Origin of the sequence: Actinomyces stomatis (genome assembly GCF_031292835.1) — a bacterium.
GTDB lineage: Bacteria > Actinomycetota > Actinomycetes > Actinomycetales > Actinomycetaceae > Actinomyces > Actinomyces stomatis.
Genome location: NZ_JASPEP010000004.1, coordinates 65,511 through 86,010, shown reverse-complemented (window position 1 = coordinate 86,010; position 20,500 = coordinate 65,511). Strand labels below are relative to the sequence as shown.

The 20,500-nt window shown below is 67.4% G+C and carries 15 protein-coding genes and 1 tRNA gene; 3 read left to right on the top strand and 13 right to left on the bottom strand.

Annotation, left to right across the window (positions count from 1 at the left end):
• The 12 genes from RIV12_RS03990 to RIV12_RS03935 form a co-directional block, all read right to left on the bottom strand.
• Nucleotides 1–1,800, bottom strand: coding sequence for a YcaO-like family protein (locus tag RIV12_RS03990; protein ID WP_309322290.1), 1,800 nt, complete (start codon nucleotides 1,798–1,800; stop codon nucleotides 1–3).
• On the bottom strand, nucleotides 1,797–3,485 hold the full coding sequence (locus tag RIV12_RS03985; RefSeq protein WP_252862716.1) for a hypothetical protein: 1,689 nt from the start codon (nucleotides 3,483–3,485) through the stop codon (nucleotides 1,797–1,799). Before RIV12_RS03985 ends, RIV12_RS03990 begins: the two co-directional genes overlap by 4 nt.
• Nucleotides 3,482–5,602 (bottom strand): nitroreductase family protein, encoded by a 2,121-nt coding sequence (locus RIV12_RS03980; RefSeq protein WP_309322288.1) that lies wholly within the window; start codon nucleotides 5,600–5,602, stop codon nucleotides 3,482–3,484. Before RIV12_RS03980 ends, RIV12_RS03985 begins: the two co-directional genes overlap by 4 nt.
• The gene (locus RIV12_RS03975; protein ID WP_151306504.1) at nucleotides 5,602–6,192 is read right to left on the bottom strand and encodes a hypothetical protein; all 591 of its coding nucleotides are present in this window, start codon (nucleotides 6,190–6,192) and stop codon (nucleotides 5,602–5,604) included. Before RIV12_RS03975 ends, RIV12_RS03980 begins: the two co-directional genes overlap by 1 nt.
• Before the next feature lie 17 nt (nucleotides 6,193–6,209).
• Entirely contained in the window at nucleotides 6,210–7,523 is a 1,314-nt protein-coding gene (locus RIV12_RS03970; RefSeq protein ID WP_252862715.1) for a YcaO-like family protein, read from the bottom strand.
• Complete coding sequence (locus RIV12_RS03965; RefSeq protein WP_252862713.1) at nucleotides 7,523–8,221, bottom strand: nitroreductase family protein; 699 nt, start codon at nucleotides 8,219–8,221, stop codon at nucleotides 7,523–7,525. The genes RIV12_RS03970 and RIV12_RS03965 overlap by 1 nt, the downstream gene beginning before the upstream one ends.
• Nucleotides 8,218–9,849 (bottom strand): nitroreductase family protein, encoded by a 1,632-nt coding sequence (locus tag RIV12_RS03960; RefSeq protein ID WP_309322285.1) that lies wholly within the window; start codon nucleotides 9,847–9,849, stop codon nucleotides 8,218–8,220. The genes RIV12_RS03965 and RIV12_RS03960 overlap by 4 nt, the downstream gene beginning before the upstream one ends.
• The gene (locus tag RIV12_RS03955) at nucleotides 9,849–10,361 is read right to left on the bottom strand and encodes a hypothetical protein (RefSeq protein ID WP_151306501.1); all 513 of its coding nucleotides are present in this window, start codon (nucleotides 10,359–10,361) and stop codon (nucleotides 9,849–9,851) included. The genes RIV12_RS03960 and RIV12_RS03955 overlap by 1 nt, the downstream gene beginning before the upstream one ends.
• Nucleotides 10,362–10,477: 116 nt before the next feature.
• Nucleotides 10,478–11,557, bottom strand: coding sequence for a hypothetical protein (locus RIV12_RS03950; protein ID WP_309322283.1), 1,080 nt, complete (start codon nucleotides 11,555–11,557; stop codon nucleotides 10,478–10,480).
• Nucleotides 11,558–11,631: 74 nt separating this feature from the next.
• Complete coding sequence (locus RIV12_RS03945; RefSeq protein WP_309322281.1) at nucleotides 11,632–11,781, bottom strand: thiocillin/thiostrepton family thiazolyl peptide; 150 nt, start codon at nucleotides 11,779–11,781, stop codon at nucleotides 11,632–11,634.
• Between the two features lie 266 nt (nucleotides 11,782–12,047).
• A tRNA-Met gene (locus RIV12_RS03940) sits at nucleotides 12,048–12,124 on the bottom strand.
• Between the two features lie 118 nt (nucleotides 12,125–12,242).
• Nucleotides 12,243–15,425 carry a UPF0182 family membrane protein gene (locus RIV12_RS03935; RefSeq protein ID WP_309322279.1) on the bottom strand — a complete coding sequence of 1,061 codons (3,183 nt, stop codon included), beginning with the start codon at nucleotides 15,423–15,425 and terminating at the stop codon, nucleotides 12,243–12,245.
• A 235-nt stretch (nucleotides 15,426–15,660) separates the two neighbouring features.
• Between RIV12_RS03935 and RIV12_RS03930 the strand changes: the two genes are divergently transcribed.
• On the top strand, nucleotides 15,661–16,242 hold the full coding sequence (locus RIV12_RS03930) for a PPA1309 family protein (protein WP_309322471.1): 582 nt from the start codon (nucleotides 15,661–15,663) through the stop codon (nucleotides 16,240–16,242).
• A 59-nt stretch (nucleotides 16,243–16,301) separates the two neighbouring features.
• Here the strand turns inward: RIV12_RS03930 and RIV12_RS03925 are convergent, their stop codons facing one another.
• On the bottom strand, nucleotides 16,302–17,867 hold the full coding sequence (locus RIV12_RS03925; RefSeq protein WP_309322277.1) for a zinc-dependent metalloprotease: 1,566 nt from the start codon (nucleotides 17,865–17,867) through the stop codon (nucleotides 16,302–16,304).
• A gap of 219 nt (nucleotides 17,868–18,086) precedes the next feature.
• On the opposite strand from RIV12_RS03925, the gene RIV12_RS03920 reads away from it, so the two are divergent.
• Both RIV12_RS03920 and RIV12_RS03915 read left to right on the top strand, forming a co-directional pair.
• A complete protein-coding gene (locus RIV12_RS03920; RefSeq protein ID WP_309322275.1) occupies nucleotides 18,087–19,334 on the top strand; it encodes a YlbL family protein in 1,248 nt (415 codons plus the stop codon).
• Between the two features lie 168 nt (nucleotides 19,335–19,502).
• Nucleotides 19,503–20,483 carry a hypothetical protein gene (locus RIV12_RS03915; protein ID WP_309322273.1) on the top strand — a complete coding sequence of 327 codons (981 nt, stop codon included), beginning with the start codon at nucleotides 19,503–19,505 and terminating at the stop codon, nucleotides 20,481–20,483.
• Nucleotides 20,484–20,500 lie beyond the last annotated feature (17 nt).

The following is a 20,500-nucleotide window of genomic DNA, read 5'->3' as shown; positions in this document are numbered from 1 at the left end:
TCATGGGAACGGGTGCGGCGGAGCGGAGGTGAACTCGCTCGGCGCAACCTGGGCCGGGAACGGGAGCGTCGCCTCGGTGAGCCGCGGCAGGCTGTGGACACGCCCCAACTCGTAGCCGAATGTGATGGGAAGCGTGCCCGGCACAACGACGCGGGCAGCGGCGAGTCCCTTCCAGGCGAGTTCGTCAGTCGTCACGTTGGCAGCAAAGGCCTCAAGACCAGCGCTCGCCAACTGTTCGGTGATCCCTGCGACGGTGTCGACGAGGCTGGGTTGCCAGATATCGCGTTCAGCCACCTGATCGTAGGGAGCGACGCCGCCGCTTCCGTCGGTGAGGAAGGCGAACCAGGGGGTCGACGAGCGTCGGCTGCCGAGCATGCAGTGGTCCATCATGGTGTCGACGAGCGAGAGGTCATCAACCATGCGATCGACCCGCTCGGCTTCCTGCGGATAAGTGACCTTGACGGCAGAGAAGATCGCGGCAGCCTCGCGCACGCTCGACGACACAGCCGATGCCAGCGTCAGCCCGCTCCCGGCCGACAGCACCTGCTGAGGACCGTCCTCATCAATCGAGCGGGCGAGGGCGATCACCGTCGGTACGCCCGTGTCCAGCGTGCACCAGTAGATCTGGAATACGGCGCGTAGGAAGAGCTCGGCTCGGGCGACGAGCTGTTGCAACGACCGGGGCGCACCGTGACCCAGATCGAGCCTAGGCAGCGCGAGCCGTCGGTGCCAAGCGAGCAGGAACGAGTCCCGCTCGATCACCTCTAGGAGGCCGTTCAGCACGGCGTCACCGATCGAGGCTCCCAACGCAAAACCGCTCGAGGTGTCAGCGAACAGCGCGCGGTCGCGAGAGACCCGCCAAGCCCAGTAGAGCGCCCGTTCCGGTAGGAACCGACGGCTGCCGTCGACGAGCGAGCGGACCGGCACCCACTGGATCGCCTCGTCCGGCTGAAGCATCTGGAAGCGATCGCCATGATGCTCGTATACCTCCGGACGCAGGTAGCCCAGGGTCGCCGGGTCGATCGCGGCGTCGCCGAGAGAGGCCAGGGTCGCCGTGACCTGACTCTGCGGATGACTGTGGTAGAGGCCCGCGTAACGTTCCAGCGCCTCCAAAACGGCGACGTCGTTGGCAGAGGCGACGGACTCGGTGCGCCCCACGCCGGGCTCCAGGCTCCCGTCAAGCAACGGCACTCCCACTTGGGCTGCCGTAACGGGACCGTCCAGTTCAAGCAGGGGGTGCTTGAACACGGTGTGAGCGCCTACGAACGCACGCTGCAGACCCTGCGGTAGCGCCCCCGTGAGATGCGAGGAGCCGGGAGCCAGCGTCTCGTCGCATGCGAGCTCCACGTCGTCTGTCGGCGCACCGTGGGGGCCGCAGACCTGGCAGCGCGTCCGAACCGGCAAGGAACGCTGGATGAGCGTGCCGTCAGTCAGGTCGACGACGGCAAGGTTCTCGACGTCAGGCTCCGTGAGGAGCGCAATCGCCTCCAACAGGACGGCCCAGCCCCCTGGGGGCACCGCCGCCTCGATCATCGCGGCAGCCTCATCTGCCGCCACCGTCGCCGGTCCCACGTAGCCGGGGGCCTCCTGAGACAGAAGAAAACCGCCTAGACATGCGACGCAGGGACCGGCCTGGGGTGTGATCCGCAATACGTAGATCTTCTGTCCCGCGCGGATCACGGCGAGGGTGTCACCGTCCGGCCGCGTCGGCGAGATCTCGGCGATCCGCGCGGGATCGCCCGCCACCAACCCACAGTTACCCGCCGCAGCGCGCAGCGGCTCGATCGTCGTGACCGTCATCGTTCCTCCTGCTGGCGTGCGACGAAGTAGAGGCGGCTGAGGGGGCCTTGGCCCGAGAACTGGAGTTGCACCAGGCCCGGAGGCAGTGAGAGCGACGCGAGCACGTCGCCCCATGTGGCCGCATCGGGCAAGACGGCAAAGCTGAGGGACGCGGCGGCGACGAGGTCTCCCGCCACCAGCGCCTCGGCCTCGACAGCGGTGGCGCCGGCACGTCGGACGCGGGTGCCGTCGGGCGCTGTCCACGTGGCCACGTGCATACCGGACGGGGCGACGGCCAGGCTCAGGTGAGTCCTTTCGTCGGGACGACCACTCGCGGTGAGCTCCTGCCACAGAAAGCGCGCGGCGCGCGAGCAACTGGTGGCCTCCGTCAGATCGTCGGCCGGTACGGGCGCGAGGAGTTGTGCAGGAATGTCGAGAGCGGCGCGCTGCACAGCGCGATAGCACGCCTCGGGCAGCGACCATCCGGCCGACACGTCACTCAGAGCGGTGGCCGCCGAGACTGCCGCCTCGACGCCAGCGAGGGCTGTCTGGTAGTACGCCTCGCGAGTAGAGATGGCAGCGCGACGCACCTCGACGAACTCTGAATCAAGTGCCGGGAGGCGGTTTATCCGGGCCACCGCCTGGCCTAGCGGAAACTGCGGGAGATCCGAGCCGCCTGCTTCCAAGAAGAGACCGCCCCAGCCTCCGATAAGGTCCTCAAAGACCGACAGAATCGTGTTGTTTGTCTCGAGCAATGCCGCACCGTCGGATTGGTCGGCGACCATGGACCGCACGCGCTCCTCGGCATCTGCAACGTCAGCCGGGTCCAAGGGGTGGCTTTCGAAGCCAGCCAACCGAGGCAGGCACGGCACCCGGTTAGTCACGAGTTCGGTGTCGCTCTGCCACAAGGCGGCTGGCGACCAGTCGTCCTCGGGAGCGGTCACCGCGGCCGACTTCACGATCCATGTCGCGACGGCCCTCGCAAACAGCCGCAAGGAGCGTTGCCGGCGAGGGCTCGTGTCCGTGGTGACTTCGTCTCGCTCCTGCCACCAGCGCAGCAGCGTGGCCGTTTCGGAGTCTGGCACATGGGCGGCCCAGGGCCGGCGGCCTTGGACGCTCACGGCGACCACGCGCCGGTGGTCGTCCACCGTTGGCCAACCGGCGTCGGCGTCGAACAGCACGACGTCCATCGGGCGGAGACCAAGCTCCGCTACGTCTCGAGAGTCGGACAGCTCGATGACAGTCACGGCCCCTCCAAGTTCGGTGACGAAGGCGTCGGCCAAGGCCTGGCATATGGGGCGCTCGCCGAGGACCACGAAACGCGTCGCCGCCAGGCATGCCAGCCAGTCGGTCGTGCCCGACCTGTCGGCAGTCTCGGCCAGCACCGAGAGGGCGGCCGCGGGTAGTTGCTGCTGCGGGGCCTCTTCTCCCGCCGGGAGCAGGCAGCCAGCGCCGACGAGTCGTGAGACGATACTGGTGATGATGGCCTCGGGAGCCCCTCGGACCAGCCCCACCAGCTCGCGCTCGGTGCGCTGACCATCGGCGGCGTCGACCAGCAGCTGGATGAGGCCGCGCAGCCCGGCCTGCCCCTTGAGGTCGAAAGCGCCGTGCATGCCCCGGACCCGGATACCGCCCGCGACGTCAATGATCTGAACATGCAGCGAGCGGATCAGACGCTGATCCGCTCCTGCGAACTCCTCCGTCACATCGGTTCCTTTCCGAAGACACAGGCGACCAGCGGCGCCGACGAAACACCGTCCAGGCCGAGGGCGCGGCGCAGCGCGGGCGCGATCACGCCACCGAGGATGCCCGTCTCGATCCTTGCGGCGGCGCACCGCAGCCCGAAGCGATAGAAAAGCCCGCCAGCAGCCTGGAGCGTCGCGAAGTAGCCGCTCTCGCCATATTGCCGGAAGATCTCGGGCAGGTCGGCCACCAGCACGATGATGCCGCTCCCCGTCACCGTGGCCGGCTGGACCGTCAGCAGGCGGGGGTCGGTCGGCTTCCGCAGCGGGCACGGTTCACCGTCGGGCAGCCAACGCGCCGCGACAATCCGCTCTCCCGATAGATCGAAGTGAAGCGCCACGGCCCGCAGCAGTGGCGAGCCTGGCCCCGTATTCGCGACGTCAGTGAAACTCTCCACAAGCAGGGGCTCGACAAGATCCTGCGGCACTCGCTCGGGCGCGAAGGAGCCGACGGAGTGTCGTCCGGGCAACTGGTCGACTAGCCGCTGCGACGTCGGATCTGGCCGGTTGTGTCCTGTGGTGGTGTCGACTGCGAGGACGGCCGCGATCCGTTCACCGGAACCGTTCAGGGCGAGTTTCTCCCGCAGCATCCGAAGAAGGGATGGCGTCACTGATGCGTTGGAGAGGCCCATCCCGAGCGCCGACCCGACGGTGGTGGCCGCCGCTCGCGCACAGCCGATGTCGAGGAACGACAGTTTCAGCGCGCGATCGCCGTACTTCGGCTCGAGCACCCCACTGTTGGACGTCAGGACCAGCAGGTCGGGACCATCATGCTCGACGTCGGAGAGCTTGGCCAGCCGATGCTTTTCCGGCACGTAGGCGTAGGCACCCGACAGTCGTGCGCCAGCAGCTCCCGCGATCACGTAGCCACGAGGCGAACCAATGTTGGCCGCCGACGGAGCCCACCGTTTGGGCAGGCCGTACTCATTGGCGGCGTCGTGGAGACCGACGGCGGCACGCAGCACCACAGCCAGCGGTGCGTCGGGATGCTCAGCCACCCTGGGCCCCAGGTCTGGTCCTGGCGAGATGTCGGGCAGCGGGAACGAGTCGCAGTGGTCCCAGCGGGGCATCTGCGACTGCAGACTCAGAAACTCGGGTCGGTAGTGGTCATCGATCGTGGCGCTCGACACGAAGCGCGCGGGGGCAATGGTGATGCTCGCCTCGTAGCGCACCGAGAACGGAACCTGTTCCAACGGTTCGGACGCCGCGGAACAGTGGGGGCAGCCCGGCTGTGACCACGCGCTCGTGGTACGCGTCGCGAGCGAGTCAGTCGCGATGCACAGGCCCTGCTGCGGCCACACCGTGGCATCGCTCGCGCTGAGCAGGGCGATCATCTGCCGCACGACGATCCCGAGCGCGAGTTCCTGCGACCACAGCGTGGCACTCGACCCGCCCGTGTCGGCCGCAGTCGCGGCTGCGCACACGGGGCACGGACTTTCGTCCACGTGCAAGAGCGGGCTCAGGGCGATGCCCTGATCGCCGATCGCGAGCAGCGCGACCGATCGGCCGTCCCGCCACAGTTCCAGTGCGAGTGAGACGGCATCCTCGCTCCACAGAATCAAGGCCAACGCCTCCGGATCGATGTCGTCGGCGACAACACCCGCATCGGCCAATGTTGTCCGCAGCTCGACGGCGATCGGTCCGTCACCGTACACGTTCGCTTTGCGCGAGCCCAGGCGCTCCAGGGCCTCCTGCGTACTGCCGACGGATTGAACCGCTCCCCCGCTCCAGGACAACGACGCGCGCAGCGGCTCATCACTCTGCTGATCCGCGGGGCGCCGGCCGGGCAGCAGTTCGACGGCGCCGGCGGTCCACAGGCGGTCGTAGAACTGGGTGACGACTGTCGGACGCAGGCCCGTCGCTTCGGCCACCTGCGTCGCGGTGGTGCTGCCGTCGGCCGCTTCAAGCAGCATCCTGACGACGGGAACCATCGCCTCCGTGCCGAGCGAGTGCTGGCCTCTCGAGGTGCGTACCTGCATCCGGCCGTGTGCCAGCTCCCAAGTGACGCCGCTGCGGACCTGTGGCACTTGCGCCTCAGGATCGCGCCGGCGCGACCTCAACACGTTCATGTTCTGCCTCATCATCGGCTCCCACACAGGTCACGAAGGTCTTCAAGCGCGCCCTCACGCGCGTCGCGATGCGCGGTCCCGCAGCGTTCACAGCCATCGACTGGGACCACCTGCACCGCGCACGGAGTTACCGCGTCGTGCCGCTTGCGCAGGACCATGGCGTCAGGTCCGTCAGCCGCGAACCCCGCCAACGTGCGCAGCAGCAGCGCCGACGCGACCGCGAGATCGGCCACGGTGAATCCAGCCGACGATCCGACGCCTGCGGGGACGGCGAAACTCGGGTCTAGACTGTGCTGGCGTTCGCGACGGACTGTGCACTCGACGCACACCTGGCTCCCCGCCCCGACCGTCGGACCGCACAGAATGCCGTCGCGGCCCAGATGGGCGGCCAGAAGTGGCTTTCCGTGTGCGAGGGCCACGTCCTCCCATTCGCGCCAGTGTCCGAGGTCGACGCCGGTGCCCGCCAGCACGATGGCGTCGACACCAGACGCATCGTCTTGGTCTGATGTCACGGGCAGGCCGGAGCGACAAGCGATCCGGGCCAGTAAGGCGTCGGCGAACGGGCTCTGGTCAGAGACCACGAGCAACCTGGGGTCAGTCACGAACTGGTTTCCTTTCCTCACGCGAACGGCTGCGGCAACGGATTGAGCTCACTCGGCCGGCGCGCCGCAAAGCCCATCCGTGCGGGCACCTCATAAAGCCGGGGGCAGTTCGTCGACCGCTCCCCCGGCACGAACGACACGGGGATCGCTTGGGGAACGACGACCTTGACGACTCGGAATCCGATCCCCCAGCCCTCGTCGGGTGTGACGTCCACGGCAACCGCATCCATGCCCTTGTTCTTCAGCATGGCCAGCAGGTGCGGTAGGGGGTTGACGGATAAGCCGGTCGGGATCGACGTCGGCGACTGGGGCGGCGTCTGAGAGCGCAGCAGGAAATCGAACTCACAGCGCATAGAGCGTCGTCCCAGCCACCGAGCCCCGCCGGTCACGCTGACCTGACCGAGCGTCGGTGCCTCGTTGAGCGGTCCAGCCGATCGGAGTGCGATTCGGAGCGACAGCAGTTCACGCCCCACCTTGTGCAGGGCGCTTTCCCACGTGAGTGCGCTCGAGGCGGCGACGATCTGGGCGAGCGACTCGTCGGTCTCACTCACCTGGACTGCGTAGACGGTGGGGATGCCGAGGTCGGTCGTCGCGTCGAAGCAGCGGGTGACCCGACCGCCTGGAGCGATCGCAGGAACAAGTTCCGAATGGATTTCGGCCAGGGGGAGCTGGTGAAGCCACGTGAGAGCAATCGACTCCCGCTCCGACACCTCGAGGATCGCCCCGATCACCGCCTGACGCAGGTCACTGTGCGCGGAGGTCCCAGTCGTCGCTGCGAACGTGAACCGCTCCGAGTCCGAGATGGGCCGCATATGCATGTAGACCGCCGCCGCGGGAACCAATTGTTCACGCCCATCGGTCAATGAGAAGCCGCGCACCCACCGGATCGGGAGGGAGGGGTCATACGGCCGCAGCCCCGAACCGGAACGAGTCATCTCCTCCGGCGACGACACGCTCCACCGCGACGGGGACAGGACGTCTTCCGACGGGAGTTCGCTCTCAGGCGCGACCACGAGCCGTTCCGAATTCCACGTGCACAGCGCGTAACGTTCCAGCGCCTCAGTGACGGCCAGGAGCCGGGCGATGCGGACATCCTCGTGGACGCCGACGCCGTTGATGTTGCCCCGTTCCTCCTGGTGCTGCCATTCCCCATCGCCGGTCACCGCGCGCGACACCGAGCCCAAGTTCGCAACACACACGTGGTACGGGTTTCCACGGGTGTCTTCTCCCGTCAGCTCCACGACGTCGGACACCAGCCCCAGCTCAGACACCAGTCGCGCCGCCGGCGCCAAGCTGGCGAGCTTACTAGCGAAGCCGTCCATGATGGCCATCACCATGACAGTGGGACCGGGCGAGCGAACGTGGCCGCGAAGAGATGGTGCCGGGCGATGCAGTCCGCGTCGAGGATGCCTCGTGCGGAGGCAGTGTTGAAGCCTGCGAACACGGTCCCACCCAGTCCGATGGCGACACAGTGCAAGTAGAAGTCGTAGACCAGCGCACTGGCCCGCGTCATCAGCAGCCGATAACCGTGATCGCCCCATGCGTGCTGTACCCGGACGAGGTCGCCGCACACGCTCAGGACGCCAGTGCCGGTTGCAAACTCGCGCTGGATGCCCAGATACGTGTCGGGCGGGGCGTCGGGTAGGTCCCCGATTCGCCCGATCGAATCGGCGGTGACGGAGTACAGCCCCGGTTCGACGTCCCGACTCTTGAGCAGCACGAAGACGGACTCGGTGGGAGCAGAGGCCTCGTCATGCCATGTCTCTCGCTCGGCCTGCATCGCAGCGCGGCAGAAATCGAGCAACGGGAGCACGTCAAGGGGCTCCTGCTCATAGACCAGCGACGAGCGGCGCTGGCGCAGACACTGTCCCAGCGGCACCCCTTCGGCGAGCGGATCGGCGTTCCCGGTGGGCGCGAACGGGGTCGGCGCCGCTGCCCGCAGCGGGGTGACGGTCGTTGTGATGGGTTGATCGGGCACCTTGCGGAGCGAGGTGATCAGCTCATCCATGTAGGTGAAGTCGGACCTCATGCGCGTTCCCTTCTAAGTGCGAGTGCCGAGCAGACCATCTCTCGTGTACCAGTCAGTCCGATCTCGTTGCGGATCGCCTCTTCGGGCCAGCTCAGGAGCGGTGTCCAGCCCAGGCCGAGGGCCGACAGCACGTGCCCGGCCGTCACTAGAGCGCAGGCCGCGTCCTGCAGGACGACGCGGAGGGCAAACGCACCGTACTTGCGCGCCACCTTGTCGACATCGCCGATCAGGTACAGCGCGACGGAGGGCTGTTCGTGTCCGGCTGGGCCAAGATCACCGGTGCGGATCAGCGCGTGGGTCAAACTGTCGTAAACGTACCAACCGTCGTCGAGGTTCGCGACGGCGTGAACGCTCGTATACGCGGTGACGGCGCCGATGTTGCCGCCCATGGCTGTCCAGCGCCTGGTCTTGCCTTGACCGGTCAGCGGCTCCTGAAGGCCCACGGCTCCTTGAAGCAGGCAGGCGAGGGCATCGACATCGATCGCACAATCCCCAGTCGCCGCCCCGCGACGCGCCTCGGCCTGGAGATCGCCGGGTGAGATCTCTGGGAGCGGGATCCGTTCCGCGTCGGGCCAGATCTTGAACTGCGTCTGAAGATCGATGTTCTTCTGCTGGTAGTGGGCCTGGTGCCCTTTGACGGCCAGGAACTCCCGCGGCGGTGCTGCGACCGCGGCCTCATACTGCGCCGCGCGATAGCGGGATCCGTCGACCTCCTGATCGGCCACCGAGCACCAGTGGCAGCCCGGGCGGGTGACGGCCGGCAGGAAGCGCGTCTGAAAGGTGGCCAAATCGATCCGCGTACGATCGAGAGGAAGGGCAGAGCTGCCGATTCCCGCGCTGATCGCCATCACCTCACGCGCGATCACGCCCGCCGCGATGACGCTAGGCTCAACGCTGCTGGCGGCAGGGTTGACGGCGTCATGGTTGATGGCGCAGCGCAGACAGGCACTGAAGTTCCGGTCGACGAGCGGTCCGACGCTCAGGACGGCCCCCTGCAGCAGCACCGGGAGAAGGCGAGTAGAACTCTCCCACGCCGCATCGGCAGCCATCAGGAGCTGAGGGTCTTCGGAGTCGGTGCAGACGTGGACGACGAGGTCGGAAGACTGAGCGCGCACCTGATCGGGCGGGCAGACCTCGACGCCATCGGCCGCGAGGATACGGGCGACGTCGTCAGCGGCCGCCCCGCCCTGCAACGCGATCCGCACCGACTGCAACCGGTCCAACGACCTGGTCCAGTGGGCTTCGTTAGCCGTGGCGTCGGCCATGCGGGAGAGGTAATTGGAGAGGGTGTCGGGGGCGGTCGCCCCCGTGTCATATTCGGCGTCCTCGATCACGCCAGACGTCCACAGCAGGGCGAGCGCACTGTAGGTCTGCTTCTGCGTGAGCCCGAGCGCGGTCGCGATCTCCTCGTGGGAATGGGCGCCATCAAGCAGGTCCATCATCAGCGGAAGCTGGTTCTTGGCAAAATCGCCGCGGAACTTCCGGGTGACCAGGGCGCCGTCCACAACGGCTCCCTCGCTGACGGGCCTCACCCGGATGCCGCGTCGAACCAAGGGACGCGCCGGGACAACGATCTGCAGGTCGTTGCGATTCGCCGAGCCGAATGCGGCGGCAAGCATCTCTGCCATTAGTTCTCCTCCGGGTGGTCCGAGACGGGCCGCAGACTGCAGATCGGGCAGTTGTCCTCGCGCAGGAGACCGACAGGACGGAAGACTCCAAACTGGAAGTCGTAATCGACTAGCCTGCCGACGAAGGCATCGGGGTCGGCAAACAACTGCCGGGTGAACCCAGCGGCCATGGCAACGTGCGCCTGGGCGTAGCCCTCGGGGGTCGCGCCGGCGTCCCATGAGACAGCATCGGGCTCGCCGTGCCGCATGGTCTTGGTGGCCAGGCAGCCGTAGCACGCTTGCCCGGGAGTGTCCGTCGGTCCGATTCTGAGGTGCGACGCGAACAGTTCGATGTGGCCGAACGGTCTCGACGCGTCACGAAGCCATCGGCACAGTTCCATCCGCTGCCGGTGATAGGTCTGCGGAGCTACCAGTACGACGACGCTCGCCGAAGCGATGGCTTCCGGGGGCGTCGCGTCGGACGTGAGTTCGAGAATCCGCGCGGTAGGAAGGTCGGTCATGGTGTTGGCCACGGCCGCACCGAAGGCCCCGGCGTGGAGCAGCATCGCGTAGGGATCTGGGCGTCTCCCGAGATCTGTTGCGTTCATCGGTTCATGTCCCCCGTCTGATCATGTGAATGGCGTGAGTCTCAGCACTCACGCCGGAGCGGCAGCGACTCCGGTAGGCGGACGAGGCAGTCAGCCTCTCGACTGGCGATTGCTACTTCTCGTACCCGGTCCAATGCCTCCACGAGTGTCACCCCCGTGACATCTTGGGCGGCACGAGAGACCGCGTAGCACAGGAAGTACCGCTCTTGGATGGAGAGCCCGATATCGAAACTCACCTGATAAGCCGCGCTCGACAGCAGCCGGAAGGCCTGGAAATCTGCGGTCTGGTGCAGGAAGTACCGCAGCGCGTCGCGATACTCGTCGGCGGAGGCAAAGCGCTGCGAAGGCAGGACCGGCTCCGATCCAGGCATGTCGAGGCCCTCGAATCCCGCAGTCGCAACCTTGATATCCCCGGCGGCGAATTCCCGTCGAACCGCTGGGAGATGAGCCGTCTCCAGCGCGAACCAGCCCTGGCGCGACACCAGCCCGGATAACGCATCCATCACCAAACCCTTGATAGCGTCGCTGATCAGCTCGTAGGCCGTCTTGAACGAAACGAGCACCCGCTTGTGATCAGCGACCGCTGCCAGGAGACCTTGAAGGTGCGATTGCAAGCTGAAGAGTCGCAACTCGACGGCGCGTTTCCGAGAGAGTAAAGAGTGCTCCAGCAGCTCGCTGTTCTCCGCCGCAGCCGACGCGTGGGCCACCAAGAGCCCGGCGTGTATGACGTAGCGTTCCTCAGGGCTGGCGCCGGCTATGTCACGGGCAAGGCCCAGGAGCACCGGTCGGGCGTCGCTGAACAGCCGATCGACGCGCGTCCCAAACGCGGAGCCGGTGAAGCCAGCGCTCTGCAGAATTCCCTGTGGTTGCTGATTCACTGCGCCTGATTGGAGCCCTCTGGCTCCAAGTTCCTCAAGCAACTGGGTCGTGATCGAGTCGCTCGGGGGCTCCACGCAGCAGATCCGGCTCACGCGGCCAGCCGCGTCTGCATCCGGTTGGCGGCTGACGAACCAGGCAGACCGGTCCCCCAGTGCGGCATCCGCAGATTCCCAGACCTCCAGGAGAGCGGCACGTTGCTGCGGAGCCGAACCCGGCAGCCGCACCTCAAGCGCCCACTTCATGAACATCAACACCTTCAGACAAAGATGGGGTCGTGCCCAGATCGATCTCAGGCACGACCCCATCTGATGTGCTACTAGGAGCAGGTCGAGCTGCAGGAGCTGCAGGCGCAACCGCAGGCCGTGGTGGAAGCGGCCATCACCTGGGAAGGCAGTTCACCGTCCTCAACCGCATCCTCGACGAGATCGGAGATCTCGATCGCCGCGAAGTCGATGACATTGTTCACGTATTTCACCTCCTCAAAGGAACCGAAGCATCACAAAATGACCTTGGATAGCTGCGGAATCCCACCTAGAAGAGGCGCCGCACCCTCTCCATACCAACCGGCCATTAATCCGTAACAATAGCACTCCGCTGTCCACCCGTCCAGCAGCATGTCCTCTCCATTCACGCCGCCCCCCACTAACCCCACGACACGCCATCTAAAGCACCACGTTCACGCCGATAACTCCAGAAGGCCTCGGTCCCTGATGGGACCGAGGCCTTCTGGAGTGGTAGCGGGGACAGGATTCGAACCTGCGACCTCCGGGTTATGAGCCCGGCGAGCTACCGAACTGCTCCACCCCGCGTCGGTGTCACCAACCTTAGGGGTCACCCCACCCTCGAGGCAAATGGCGAGGGCGTGCCCTTGCTCACCGCCTGGTGAGGCGGGTCGCAGGGCACGCCCTCCGTGACGGCCGAGAGGGCTCAGCCCAGCTTCTGCTGGGCCGCAACGGCCCGTTGGACGGCATCGTTGAGGCGCTTCTGCGCATCACCGTATGCCGACCAGTCGCCCTTGCTCCTGGCTGTGTCCGCGTCGGTCATCGCGGTCTGAGCGTCGGACAGCGCCTGGTTGAGCTCCGTCTTCGGATCCGAGGATCCGGAGGCCGACGGGTTGGCGGAGGCAGACGGCGGTGCGCTCGCCGAGGCCGTGGGCGCGGCGCTCGGTGTCGGCGAGGCCTTGGCCCCGCCATCAGCCGTCGGATCCTTGCCGTCGGTCGTCTCATTGGTGTCATTGGCCGCAGCGGCATCGCCGTCGATGGTCTCCTGGCCCGTGGTCGCCCCGGAGTTACCGCCGAAGACCTGGTCGAGCGCCCCTGAGAGGGTGTCGGCGAATCCGACGTTGTCACCGAAGGAGACCAGTACCTTGCGCAGCAGCGGATACTGCGTGTTCGCAGAGGACTGGACGTAGACCGGCTGAACATAGAGCAGGCCGCCTCCCACGGGCAGCGTCAGCAGGTTGCCCTTGATGACCTGGGAGCCCTCCTGGGAGAGGAGGTTCAGCTCCTTGGAGATCTCCGGGTTGGAGTCGAAGATGTTCTGCACCTGCCCGGGCCCGGCCACGTTCGAGGACCGTGGAAGCTCCAGAAGTCTCAGCTTGCCGTAGTTCGGACTGCGTTGTCCCTTCTTCCCGGTGCCAGGAGAGGTCTCGGAGTCCACGGCGAGGAAGCCGGTGAGCACGTTGCGGTTGGTGTTTCCTCCGATGATGTAGGCGCTGGACAGGGAGAAGCTCGCCTGTTCCTGCCCAGGCATCTTGAGGGTCAGGTAGTAGGGGGCCTGCTGGTCCTGGCCGGGCGTGGTCGGGTCGTCCGGGATCTTCCAGAAGTCTCCACCGGAGTAGAACTCCGCAGCGTCGTTGACGTGATAGGTCGCCATCATGGTGCGCTGGACGTTGAACAGGTCCTCGGGGTAACGCATGTGGGCGATGAGATCGGCGCTCATCTCGTTCATGGGCGTGACCGTCCCGGGGAAGACCTTCTGCCAGGCCTTGAGGATCGGGTCCTTGTCATCCCACTGGTAGAGCTTGACCGACCCGTCGTAGGCGTCGACGACTGCCTTGACGGAGTTGCGCACGTAGTTGGACTCCTCCGGAGCCCTGAGAAGCCCGCCCTTGTTGTCTGCGGTCGCCGTCGCCCTGGCCAAGGACTCGTGCTGGGAGTACGGGTAGTTGTTCGTCGTGGTGTAACCATCGAGGATCCACATCACCCGCTTGGGAGTGGCCGGGTTGTCATCATGATCGACGACGGCCGGGTAGGGGCTGTTGTCCAGGGTCAGCCAGGGGGCCACCTTGGAGACGCGCTTGGCCGGGTCCCGGTCGTAGAGGATCTGGGAGCCCTCGCGCACCTCCTGGGAGAAGAGGATGTTGGCCTCCCGGAACTTGGCGGCGTAGAGCAGACGGTTGAACGGGTTGGACACGCTCGGCCCGCCGTTGCCGGCGAAGGTGGTGTTGACCTGCCCGGTCTTGGACTCGTCGTCGGGGTAGTCCAGCTCGCGCGGTGAGCCGTTGTCCTTGCCGCCCACGATGGAGTAGGACGGTGAGGACTGACCGAAGTAGATCCGGGGCTCGTACTCGCCCAGGTCCCCCTTGGACGGGATGCCCCCCTCCCAGAAGGAGGGGTAGCCGCGGGTGGCCACCGTGTTGCCGTAGGCGTTCACGACGCCGTAGCCGTGGGTGTAGACGGTGTGCTCGTTGACCCAGGTCTGCTGCTTCTCACCGAGACCGGACAGGTTCAGCTCGCGCACTGCGATGACCGTGTCCCGGCTGGTGGAGCCCACCTTGTAGCGGTCCACGTTGAGCCGGTTAGCGAAGGAGTAGTACTGCTTGTTCTGCTGGACCTGCTGGAAGGTCGGGGAGATGAGTCCGGGGTCCAGGAGCCGGATCGAGGTGGTGGACTCGGCGTCCTTCTCCAGCTGGCCGGCCGCCGTCTTGGTCGTGGCGTCGTAGTTGGTGGTCTCCACGTTCTCCAGGCCGTAGGCGGCCTTGGTGGCATTGATGTTGCGCTGGATGTACTCGGCCTCCTGGCGCTGGGCGTTGGGGTCGACGACGAACTTCTGGATGACCAGCGGGTAGGCGGTCCCCACCACCAGGGAGGAGACGATCATGACGGCCACACCGATGATCGGCAGGCGCCAGGAGCTGGAGCGCACCGAGGCGACGAAGAGGACGGCCACGGCCAGTCCGATCGCCGCGAGGATCGCGTTGGCGGGGATGACCGCGTTGACGTCGGTGTAGTTGGCGCCGTCGAACTTGGAGTTAGAGGCGTACAGCGCGCTGTAACGACCCAACCAGTAGCCCACGGCCCGGATGACGGCGTACAGCGCCAGGAAGACCGCCAGGTGAATGCGGGCGGCCTTGGTGAAGTGGGGCTTGCGCGCCACGGAGATACCGCCGTACAGGTAGTGAACGACGATGGAGGCCACCCCGGAGAACAGGACGACGCCGGCCAGGAAGGACACGAGCGTCAGAACCGCGGGCAGGATGAAGACGTAGAAGGAGATGTCGATCCCGAACTGGGGGTCCTTGACACCGAAGGACTGGGAGTTGAAGGCCAGAAGAATCTCTCGCCAGCTGGGGGCCAGCTCCCAGGCCGACCCGAACAGGGCCAGCACCGCGGGCACCGCCCAGGTCAGGCGGCGTCGCACGGGTTCGATGACGGTGCGGTAGGCCTCGAGGTTGCGCGTGGCCTCGTCGTCGGGCATCCCGATCTCCCGGGCCCGGTAGGCCGTGGTCATCGAGACGAAGACGGCCCCGAACATGATGGCGAATCCCACGAGGAAGAGGACGATGAGGGCGATCCACTGCGTCCACAGCACGCGGGCGTACCCGATCTGACTGAACCAGAGGACCTCGGTCCACACCTGCGACATGATGCCGATGACGACGGCAATGGCCACGATGATCGAGATGGTCAGGGCCAATGGGCCGGGACGGCCACCGCCTGTCCTGCTGCGCGGCGCGCGGGGAGGACGGGGCCCGCCCCCGCCCATGCGTCCAAGACTGAACAGTCCGGTCCTGTTGTCAGGCTTCCCCTGCTGGGACGAGCCGGCGGATTTGCTCGAGGACTCCTCGGAGGCTGAGTCCCGGGACTCGTCGTCGGGCCTGGTGCTCACGATCCTGCTCCCTGTCTGACGTGCGTGGTGGCGCCGCCTCGCACACGGTGAAACGCGGCGTCGTCGGCCGGAGGGGCCGCTCGGGCCATCGTCCCACACACCCCTGACACGGCCATAACCTTCTCCAGGATGAAAGAACGCCTCGGGCGGGGTCGCCGCGATGGCCTCGCCGACGAAGCCGCCTCATTGGAGGAGCCGGCACCACCAGTGAGACGATGACGGCGTGACTGACAAGATGCATGACGATGCGACCACCCCGGGGGCGGCCCGATCCGTCTCCTCCGCGGTGCGGGCCCTCGCCCGTGCGGTGACCGAGACGGAGACCCATGTGGCGGTCCACGGCTGGGATCAGCCGGTGCGCGTCTTCGCGCTGGTGCGTACCGCCGAGGCCCTTGAGACCGACCCGGACGTGGCCGGCCTCCTGGACACCGCCACCGTGGAGGAGGCCCGCACGAACCCCGAGCTGCTCATGGTGGTGGAGCAGGAGGGACTGCCACCCGCCGCGGACCTGGAGCACCTGCTGGCCCAGCTCGCCTGGCCCGACTCCGTCCACGGCGCCGCGATCAGCGTCGAACGGCTGGTTCTGCCGCCGGCGGCCCAGGAGGAGGCCGAGGCCATCACCGATGCCGCCGAGCGACTCACCTTCCTCCAGGAGCACCCGGACCGCGAGGACATCCGCATGGTGGTAGGAGTCCTGCGCGGCGGGGAGTCCTGGTGCGCGTTGCGCTCACGCAGTCACGACGACGACGCCTCGGTCTACCAGGGCGAGCGCCTGGTTCCCGGCCTGGTCGAGGCCCTGGCCGCAACCCTCCTGTAGCGGGTCAGCGTCGGGCGAGCGCCCGACGCCGGTCGCGTCGCCGCGTGGCCCTGTCTGTCTCAGGCCTGGTCCGTGCCGGTCGGGTCCTGCTCATCGGGCTCATCAGGCCAGTCGCTGTCACCGGCGCCGTCAGAGGCGGGATCGGCTGACTGGCCGGGCTCCCGGGAGGCGGCATCATCTGCGGAGGTGGAGATGCGGTCCCCGAGTCCCTCGGGGCTGTTCTCATCCGCCTCCTTGGCGCCCTCGGCATACCCGAGGGTCCCGTCCAGCAGGGAGGCCAGGTCGGCGTCGATCTCGGCGTCGATGTCCTGGGCCATGCGCCGCATGGTGAGGAAGTCCTTGGGGTTGGCGAGCTCGGAGGCCGTGGGCATGACGTCGGGGTGGTTCCAGAAGGCGTCGCGCTCGGCATCACCGGCCTGGGCGCCCAAATGGGACCACAGCTCGGCGGCCTCCCGGGCCCGGCGGGGCCGGAAGGTCAGCCCGATGAGGCGGGCGAAGACCTGCTCGGCGGCGCCGCCCTGGGCACGGCGCCGGCGCATCATCTCGGCCAGCGCCATGAGGTGGGGCAGGTGCGGTGCGGCTGCGCGGGCGGTGACCACCTCGACCCAGCCCTCGACGAGTGCCAGGAGTGTCTCCAGGTCCTCGAGGGCCTCACGCTGGGCCTCCGTCTCCTGGGGCGCGAACAGCCCGCTCTCGAGGGCCTCGCGCAGGGCGTCAGGATCGTTGGGATCCACCTGGGCAACGGCGGACTCCAGGGTGTCGGTGTCGATGCGGATCTCGCGGGCGTAGGCGACCACTGCCTGAAGCACCTGCCCACGCAGCCACGGCACATGGGCGTAGAGGCGGGCGGAGGCTGCCTCTCTGACCGCCAGGAACATGCGGGCCTCGTCCTCATCGACCTCCAGTCCCTCGGCGAAGGCGGCCACGTTGGCGGGAACCAGTGCCGTGCCGGGTTCACGGGTCAAGGGCAGGCCGGTGTCCGTGGCTCCCAGCGCCTCCTTGGCGAGCTCACCGATGGCCTGGCCGATCTGGAGGCCGAAGGCTGTGCCGGCCATGGTGCGCATGATGGATCCGAGCGCGCCCATCTGCTGGGCGGCCTGCTCCATCTCGGCCGGCATGTCCTGAATCTGCTTCTCCAGGGTGCGGGCCAGGGCGGCGGTGACGGCCTCAGCCACGGGGGCGCACACGTCCTTCCACACCGGCAGTGTGCGCTCGACCCAGGTGCTGCGGCTCCAGGCCTCCCGCTGCCCGGGGGCGGGCATGAACTCGGTGGCAGTGTCGAGCCACAGGTCGGCCACTTGAAGGGCCTGGCGCGTGGAGTCGGCGATCGCGGCGGTCACCGTGGGATCACCGGTGCCGCGCGCCTGCTGAAGGGCCAGCTCCTGCCCCATCTGCCAGTTGACCGGCTCGGCGGTGGAGGCGGAGAACATCTGCTGGAACTGGGCGCGCATGGCCAGCAGCTGGGCGGGACTGAGCTGGGAGACGTCCCCCACCCCCGGCATCTGGGCGATGGAGCTGGGATCCACCCCGGATGAGCGCAGGGCGCTGACGGCGTCGGAGGCCATCTGCTCGCCGAACAGTGATGCGAGCATCTTCTCGAGCTCGTCGAAGGCGTCCTCGCTCACGGGGTTTCCTCTCGCCGGGTCGTCCTGGGACATCGTCTGGACCGTCAGGACACTGTCTCTAACGGCCTTATGGTCGCACCCATTCCTGTGCAGGGGCCATGTCCCGTTCGCCGACGGCGTGCCCGCACCGCCTCGGTGGGGCTCAGGTCTTCTCCGTGCCAACATTGTGTCGACTTCGTGCCAAGTTCGTGTCGATAACTGTCCGTCTTCCCCAGGAAGATGACGCATGATGAGCGCGTGACGCACCCAGACAAGTACGACACCAGCGACGCTGCGAACTCAGACGCACCGGACGATGCCCAGCCGGTGCGGGAGCATGAGGGCGACCGGCGCAACCAGGCCGGGCACGCTGACACCCCGCACGCGCAGCTCTCCCCGCAGGACCGGCGTCAGCGCAGGCTGCGGCGCTCCGTGGCCGCCGGAGCGGTCATCCTGGCCGCGGCCCTCATCGGCGCCGTCTTCACGGTGCCGATCAACGTGGTCATCGAGGCCCCCGGCCCGACCTGGAACGTGCTGGACAACGGCTCGTCGTCGAGCCAGGACGTCCTGAAGGTCTCAGGAACCGAGACCTACCCGACCGAGGGCGCCCTGCGGATGACGACGGTCTCGGTGTCGGGCTGCCCCGGCTACCCGGTGACCACCGCCGACCTCATCGCCGCCTGGTTCTCGGCGGACAAGCGGATCGTGGAGCGCAACGAGGTGTGTCCTCAGGATCAGAGCGCCGAGCAGGTCGAGGAGACCGGTAAGGCCCAGATGACCGCCTCACAGGATGCCGCCGTCATCGCCGCGCTCGTTGAGACCGGCAAGGCCGGCGCCATGCACCTGACCGTCACTGAGGTGACCGAGCAGCAGACCTCGACCGAGGTCAAGGCCGGGGACGTCCTGGAGACCATGACCCCTGAGGGCGGTCAGACGACGACCCTCGCCTCCTTCTCCCAGCTGCGTGAGCTGATGACCACGATCCCCGAGGGGACACGGGTGACGCTCGGTGTGCGCCGTGGCGATCAGAAGGCGAGCGCAGCACTCACAACGATCGCCCCGCAGGAGGGGACGACAGGTTCCCTCCTGGGGCTGAGCCTGAAGATCTCGATCGACAGTAAGGTGGAGGCCACTTTCGGCCTGTCCGACGTCGGCGGCCCCAGTGCCGGCATGATGTTCGCCCTGGGAGTCGTTGACGAGATCACTCCAGGGGCCCTGACCGGGGGCAAGGACATCTCCGGAACCGGGACGATCGACATCAGTGGTCAGGTCGGCCCCATCGGCGGTATCCGGCAGAAGATGGCGGGTGCCCGCAAGGCGGGCTCCACGTTCTTCCTCGCCCCGACGAGCAACTGCGACGAGGTCAAGGGCCATGAGCCCGAGGGCATGAAGGTCTTCGCCGTCGGTACGCTGCACGAGGCCGTCACCGCCACCAAGGCGATCGCCTCGGGCGACACCTCCGGCCTGGCCACCTGCTCGACCCAGTGACTCCCGCAGGACCGGCGCTCAGCCGGGAGTAGTTATCCACAGCCCGACAACTGCCTCTGGCGGCTCGGCTCCGCCCCGTGCCACTGTCACCACAGACCCTGACGCACTCGTCAGGACATCGAGCTCCCAGCGCCCCCTCGGGTGCCAGGAGACCTGTGAGGAGGCACGATGCGTGTACGTGGAGGGTGCGCCATCCTGTGGCGTCAGCAGGGCGTCAGCCAGATCGGAACGAGTCCCGGGCGACGCACCATCGTCAGTGACCTGAGTCTGGCCGAGCAGCGCCTGCTCGATGAGTTCGCGCGCAACCTGGAGAGCGCAGGTGTCTACCGCGCCGCCCGGCGCAGTCGCGTACCGGTGGCGCGGGCACGTCAGATCGTCGAGGACCTGAGACGTCAGGGGGCGCTGGTGGCCTCGGCGACCAGCGAGCTCGGCGGGGTCGACGGCGTCTACTGGGACCGGCTGGGCGTTGACGCCAAGGGCCGCGGCGCGGTTCTGTCGCAGGCCGTCCTGGCGTTTCACGGCGTGAGCACTCTGGCTCAGGAGGCTGCTCTGTGGTTGGCAGAGGCCGGGGTGGGCACGATCCTGTCCACCTGCTCCCCGCAGGACGGGGGCCTGGCTCCACTCCTGTCGGCACGTTTCCCGGCTCTGAGGACGCGTGCACCGTTGCGCACCCGTCCCGATGTCATGGTGACGGTGGATCCGCATGTGGTCGAGCCGCTGCTTGCGCGCAGGCTCGCTCAGGAGGACGTGGTTCACCTCCCGGTCGTCGTCGGAGAGGCGGGGGTGCGCGTCGGCCCGGTCCTGGGCGGTGGCGGCCCGTGCTCGACCTGCTTGGATCTGTGGGAGAGGGACGCCGACCCGTGCTGGCCGGCGCTGGCCACGCAGATGCGCACCCTGCCCATGCCGGAGGTCGAGCACCTGGTCCTGCACGAGGCCGCGGCGTCAACGGCTCGGGCCGTCATCGACACGCTGGTGGGACAGGCCGCCGACGTCAACGACGCCAAGGACGGCGCCGAACCGGACGGGGAGAAGAACGGGGACTCGGCCGCGTGGTGGTCCACGCACTCGGTGGAGGTCACCGGTCAGGAGCCCCTGGGACGGCAGAGGACCTGGGAGCGTCACCCCGAGTGCCTGTGCTCACAGCTGTGAACGCCGTCGGACAGGAG

Excerpts from the sequence above, each read along its gene's own strand:
- RIV12_RS03965 (WP_252862713.1), bottom strand. The coding sequence starts at position 8,221 with ATGAGGTCCGACTTCACCTACATGGATGAGCTGATCACCTCGCTCCGC.
- RIV12_RS03915 (WP_309322273.1), top strand. The coding sequence starts at position 19,503 with ATGCGTGTACGTGGAGGGTGCGCCATCCTGTGGCGTCAGCAGGGCGTC.
- RIV12_RS03920 (WP_309322275.1), top strand. The coding sequence starts at position 18,087 with ATGACGCATGATGAGCGCGTGACGCACCCAGACAAGTACGACACCAGC.
- RIV12_RS03990 (WP_309322290.1), bottom strand. The coding sequence starts at position 1,800 with ATGACGGTCACGACGATCGAGCCGCTGCGCGCTGCGGCGGGTAACTGT.
- RIV12_RS03980 (WP_309322288.1), bottom strand. The coding sequence starts at position 5,602 with ATGAGGCAGAACATGAACGTGTTGAGGTCGCGCCGGCGCGATCCTGAG.
- RIV12_RS03960 (WP_309322285.1), bottom strand. The coding sequence starts at position 9,849 with ATGGCAGAGATGCTTGCCGCCGCATTCGGCTCGGCGAATCGCAACGAC.
- RIV12_RS03950 (WP_309322283.1), bottom strand. The coding sequence starts at position 11,557 with ATGAAGTGGGCGCTTGAGGTGCGGCTGCCGGGTTCGGCTCCGCAGCAA.
- RIV12_RS03930 (WP_309322471.1), top strand. The coding sequence starts at position 15,661 with ATGCATGACGATGCGACCACCCCGGGGGCGGCCCGATCCGTCTCCTCC.
- RIV12_RS03970 (WP_252862715.1), bottom strand. The coding sequence starts at position 7,523 with ATGGCCATCATGGACGGCTTCGCTAGTAAGCTCGCCAGCTTGGCGCCG.